A 6503-nucleotide genomic window follows, 5' to 3' on the forward strand; every position below is an offset into this window, starting at 1 on the left:
CTCCGTACGGAAGAGGGAGTCCCCGACCAGCGCCGGGCCGGTGCCGAGTTGTTCGGGTGTGACGGTGCGGACCACCAGACCGTCCACCGTGAAGACCGGCCGCCCCGCGGTATCGACGGCCTCGATCGTGACCCTGTCCTGCCCCAGTGCGCGACAATCGTGCCCGCACCGAGGTGGCGCCGGAGGCGAACAGCGACACGCCCTCCCAGGAGAACGGCAGAGCTCCCCCTTCGCCGTCCTGCGCGGCGCCGGTGAATCCGGCGACGTGCAGGACCGCGTCCAAGAGCGCGGGATGAGCGCCGAACCCGTCGACGTCGGTGTCCATGCCGATGCCGGTATCGGCCACGGCGGCGGTATCGGGGCCTTCGGGCAGGGCGACTTCGGCGAACACCTCGTCGCCGAGCCGCCACGCGGACCGCAGACCCCGGAACACCGGTCCGTAGTCGAACCCGGATTCGGCCAGCTGCGCGTAATGGTCGTCGAGGTCGATCGGTTCGGCGCTCGCCGGCGGCCAGGCGGCCGTATCGACGCCGACGACGGATTCGACAGGGTCGTCGGTCAGCGCACCGACGGCGTGCTGCGTCCACTGCGTGCCCGAGTCGTCATCGGGCCGCGAGTGGACGGTGACAGTGCGCCGCCCGTCCTCATCCGCCGCGCCGACTCGCACCTGGATCTGCACCGCGCTTCGTTCGGGCAACACCAGCGGTGCGGCCAGGGTCAGTTCCTCGACCCGGCCACTCCCGACCTCGTCACCGGCCCGGATCGCCAACTCCACGAACGCCGTGCCCGGCAGCAGGATCCGGCCCATGATCGTGTGGTCGGCCAGCCACGGATGCGAGGCCAACGACAGGCGACCGGAGAGCACCACACCGTCCGAGTCGGCCAACGACACCGCCGCACCCAGCAACGGATGCCGTGCCGAGGCCAGCCCGGCGGCCCGTACGTCCCCTGCGTCGACTGCGGTGGTGGGCCAGTATCGCTGCCGTTGGAAGGCGTAGGTGGGCAGTTCGACCTGCCGGGCGCCGGTGCCGGTGTAGAACGCCCGCCAGTCGACGGCGATTCCGGTCACGTGCAGACGGGCCAGCGCGGTAACCGCCGCGCTCTCCTCCGGACGGTCCTTGCGCAGCACCGGCACGACCACGGCCTCATCCGGTGCCGACTCCCGGACCAGGGCCGACAGCACACCATCCGGCCCCAGCTCCACGAACGTCCCCACCCCGGCCTCCGACAACGCCCGAACGCCATCGGCGAACCGCACGGTCTCCCGCACATGCCGCACCCAGTACTCCGCCGAACACAACTCCCCCGCCGCAGCGAGTCCACCGGTCAGATTCGACACCACCGGAATCACCGGCTCACCGAACTCCAGCCCCTCCGCGACCGCACGGAAACCCTCCAGCATCGAAGACATGAGGGGTGAGTGGAAGGCGTGACTCACCGCGAGCCTGCTCGTACGCCGTCCCTCGGCCTCGAACCGTGCCGCAACCTCCAGCACCGCGCCCTCATCGCCGGAGATCACCACCGACGACGGCCCGTTCACCGCCGCGATCGACACCCGCTCGGACAGCAACGGCCGGACCTCGTCCTCGGTCGCCTCGACGGCCACCATCGCCCCACCTGACGGGAGGTCCTGCATCAACCGAGCCCGCGCGGACACCAGCCGACACGCGTCCTCCAACGACAGCACACCCGCCACGTGGGCGGCCGCCACCTCGCCGATCGAATGCCCACCCACGAAGTCCGGCCGCACCCCAAAGGACTCCACCAGCCGGAACAACGCCACCTCGACGGCGAACAGGGCAGGCTGAGCCGACCCGGTGCTATTCAGGGCCTCGGCATCCTCGCCCCACATCACCTCGCGCACCGAGTCGTCCAGGTGCGCCAGTACGGCATCCAGCGCCTCCGTGAACACCGGGAACCGGCCATACAACTCCCGGCCCATACCCAACCGCTGCGCACCCTGCCCCGAGAACACCACAGCCAACGAACCCTGACCAACCACACCCCGCGCAGCCTCAACCACACCCGCCTCAGAGGCCACCAACACCGCCCGATGCTCAAACACCGACCGCCCGACAGCCAGCGAGAAACCCACATCCAGCGGAGAACGGGCCCCCTCGTCATCGGCAAAGGACCTCAGCTGGTCCACCTGCGCGTCCAGCGCGGCCTCGGTCTTCGCCGACACCACCCACGGCACCACACCCGGCACCACCACCGCCTCCGGCTCCCCGACCGGCACCTCAGCCAAAGGCGCAGCCTCAAGAATCACATGCGCATTCGTGCCGCTGATCCCGAACGACGACACACCCGCCCGACGCGCACGACCCACCTCCGGCCACACAGTGTTGTCCGCCACCAGCTCGACAGCACCAGCCGTCCAGTCCACATGCGACGACGGCACCTCGGCGTGCAGCGTGCGTGGCAGCACCCCATGCCGCATCGCCATGACCGTCTTGATCACACCCGCGACACCCGCCGCAGCCTGCGTATGACCAATATTCGACTTCACCGTGCCGAGCAGCAGCGGACGCCCCGAGTCCCGGTCCTGGCCATAGGTGGCCAGCAACGCCTGCGCCTCGATCGGATCACCGAGCGTGGTACCCGTTCCGTGCGCTTCCACCGCGTCGACATCGACCGGGGACAGACCGCCACTGGCCAGCGCCTGCCGGATCACCCGCTGCTGGGACGGACCATTCGGCGCGGTCAACCCATTGGAGGCGCCATCCTGGTTCACCGCGCTGCCCCGCAGCACCGCCAACACCGAGTGCCCGTTGCGCTGGGCGTCGGACAACCGCTCCAGCACCAGCATGCCGACACCCTCGCCCCAGCCCACACCATCAGCCGAGTCCGAGAACGCCTTGCACCGGCCATCAGGAGACAGCCCACCCTGCCGCGAGAACTCCACAAACGTCGTCGGCGTCGACATCACCGTCACACCACCGGCCAACGCCAGCGAACACTCACCCGCACGCAACGCCTGCGCCGCCAGATGCATCGCCACCAACGACGACGAACACGCCGTATCGATCGTGACCGTCGGGCCCTCAAGCCCGAGCGTGTACGACACCCGACCCGACGCCACACTCGGCGCACTGCCATTGCCCCGGAACGCCTCGAACTCCCGGGCCGTCAGCAGGTTGCGGTAGTCGTTGTACATCACCCCGGCGAACACCCCGGTCCGGCTCCCCCGCAACGACACCGGATCCACACCGGCACGCTCAACGGCCTCCCACACCGTCTCCAACAACAACCGCTGCTGCGCATCAGTCGCCAACGCCTCACGCGGACTCATCCCGAAGAACGCCGGGTCGAACGCGCCCGGGTCCCGGAGAAAGCCACCCGCATGGGTCGAGGACGTGCCCGGATGGCCGGGATCCGGGTGGTACAAACTGCCCAGGTCCCAGCCCCGGTCGGCGGGGAAATCGCCAATCGCGTCCACCCCTGCCGTCACCAGCCGCCACAACTGTTCCGGAGACGACACTCCGCCCGGGTACCGGCAAGCCATCCCCACGATCACCACCGGATCATCCGCGACCGAAGGAAGCGCAGCAACTGGCGCCGACACACCCGTATCCGACCCCAGCAACGCTTCAAACAGATGGTCCGCGAGTGCCTGCGCGGTCGGATAGTCGAAGACCAGCGTCGCCGGAAGCCGCAACCCCGTCGCCGCACTCAGCCCGTTACGCAGCTCCACACCCATCAACGAGTCGAACCCGAGATCACGGAACGCGTGGTTGAGGTCCACCACCGTGGCACTCTCGTGCCCCAGCACCGCCGCGACTTGGTTTCGCACCAGATCCAGCAACACCTCCCGCTGCACAAGCCCGGTCGACGCTATCCGTCCGGCTGTGCGGCGCGTACGGATCAGTCCGCGCAACAGAGGCGGCACCTCACCACGAGCCCGCAGCGTCGGCAGGTCCAGCCGCACCGGCAGCACCACCGGCTCCCCAGCACCCACCGCAGCATCGAACAGGGCCACACCCTGCTCGGTGGACAGGGGCGGGAATCCCGAGCGGTGCATCCGCTCCCGATCGGCAGCGCTCAGCTCACCGACCATGCCGTCAGACTGATCCCACGGCCCCCACGCCAACGACACACCCGGCAACCCCCGGTCCCGCCGGTACCGCACCAACGCGTCCAGGAACGCATTCCCCGCGGCGTAACTCCCCTGACCCGCACTGCCGAACGTGCCCGCCGCGGAAGAGAACACCACGAACGCAGACAGGTCCATGGCCTGCGTCAGCTCATGCAGATGCCACGCCGCATCCACCTTCGGACGCAACACCGCATCAAGGCGCCCCGGAGTCAGCGCACCCATCAGACCGTCATCGAGCACACCGGCCGCATGCACCACAGCCGAAATCTCACGCCCGGCCAGCACCTCCGCCAGAGCATCACGATCAGCCACATCACAGGCCACCACCTCGGCGCGGGCACCCAATCCGGCGAGTTCGGCGACCAGGTCCTCAGCACCCGGCGAAGCCATCCCCCGCCGGGAGACCAGCAGCAGATCCCGCACACCACGCTCGGCCACCAAATGGCGCGCCACCACCGCACCCAAACCACCCGTACCGCCCGTGATCAACACCGTGCCGCGCGGCTCCCATGACGCCCCACGCAACTCTGGAACGGGCATCCGCGCCAGCCGGGGGGCCATGACCTGCTCATCACCAACCATCAGCTCCGGCTCGGGCTGCGCCAACGCCCGGGACAACACCGCCCCCGACACGGCACCGTCACCAAGGTCCAGCAGCGTGATCCGGTCCGGATGCTCCGACTGCGCCGACCGCAGCAAACCCCACACCGACGCCACCGCCAGATCACCGACAGCACCACATGCCACCGCGACCAGGCGAGAAGCGGCGAACCGCTCCTCCTCCAACCACTCCTGAGCCAAGCCCAAAGCCCGCGTCACCATGTCGTGGACACCATCCACCACTCCGTCACCGGGCCGCTCCGTAGCGACCTCGGCCAACACCACATCCGGCATCGGCCCATCTGCCACGGCCAACGCGGCCAGATCCGGATACACCGCAACGTCCGACCCGGCACCGCGCAGCATCCCGGCCAAACCGCCGTCCGGGCCGACCACCGCAACCACCGATGGCGCGGCGTCCGTCCCCTCAGCCACCGGAGCCCACTCCACCCGGAACAACGAATCCCGGCCAACCGTCCGGCCACCACCGTCCGCCAGCTCATCAGCAGCAAGAGGACGCGTGACCAACGACGCGACGGACGCCACAGGACGACCCACCACATCCGCGACCGCGATGGACACCGCCCCCCGCTCGTCGTACGACAGCCTCGCCCGCACCGTCGTCGCCCCGGAGGCCTGCAACGACACACCCTCCCAAGCGAACGGCAGACCGCGATCCGCTGTGCCATCGGCGAAGGCGCCGGCGTGCAGCACTGCGTCCAGCAGCGCGGGATGCATCCCGAACCCACTGGCATCGGCGCCCTCGTCCAAAGCCACCTCGGCAAAGAGCTCGGCACCCAGCCGCCACACCGCCCGCAACCCCTGGAACACCGGGCCGTATGCGAACCCGGACTCGGCAAGCCGTTCGTAGCACCCATCGAGGTCGACCGGCTCAGCGCCCGGGGGCGGCCAGTTGGTCGCATCGAACTTGGTGTCAGCCAGATCGTCCACTACGCCCAGGACTCCCGTGGCGTGCTGCGTCCACAGCGGCTCATTGGAGCCATCCACCCGGGAGAACACCTTGACCGACCGCCGTCCGGAGTCATCGGCAGAACCGACGAACACCTGAATCTGCGCCGCCCCCCGTTCGGGCAGCACCAGTGGCGCAGCCGTGGTCAGCTCTTCGAGTAGATCGCACCCGAATTCGTCACCGGCCCGGATCGCCAACTCCACGAAAGCCGTACCCGGCACCAGAACGCGACCCATCACCACGTGATCGGCCAGCCACGGATGCGAGGCCAACGACAGGCGACCGGCGAACACCACACCGTCCGAGTCGGCCAACGACACCGCCGCACCCAGCAACGGATGCTCAGCCGAGGCCAGACCGGCAGCCCGCACATCGCCCGGAACAGCCTGAGCCGCAGGCCAGTACGGCTGCCGTTGGAAGGCGTAGGTGGGCAGTTCGACCTGCCGCGCGCCGGTGCCGGTGTAGAACGCCCGCCAGTCGACGGCGATTCCGGTCACGTGCAGACGGGCGAGCGCGGTAACCGCCGCGCACTCCTCCGGACGGTCCTTACGCAGCACCGGAACGGCCTCGGCTACGTCCGGTGCCGACTCCCGGACCAGGGCCGACAGCACACCATCCGGCCCCAGCTCCAGGAACGTCCCCACCCCGGCCCCGGCCAACGCCCGAACGCCATCGGCGAACCGCACGGTCTCCCGCACATGCCGCACCCAGTACTCCGCCGAACACAACTCCTCCCCCGTGGCGAGGGCACCGGTCAGATTCGACACCACCGGAATCGTGGGCTCGTGGAAGGCGAGGTCCCCGACAACCGTACGGAACTCGTCCAGCATCGGATCC

1 protein-coding gene is annotated in these 6503 nt (G+C 69.2%); it reads right to left on the minus strand.

Annotated elements, in window-relative coordinates; translation table 11 throughout:
* Positions 1 to 6503: type I polyketide synthase (locus SSOG_RS02480; protein WP_154686071.1), on the minus strand; the 6503-nt coding region annotated here is incomplete at both ends.

The organism is Streptomyces himastatinicus ATCC 53653, assembly GCF_000158915.1.
Taxonomy (GTDB): Bacteria; Actinomycetota; Actinomycetes; order Streptomycetales; family Streptomycetaceae; genus Streptomyces; species Streptomyces himastatinicus.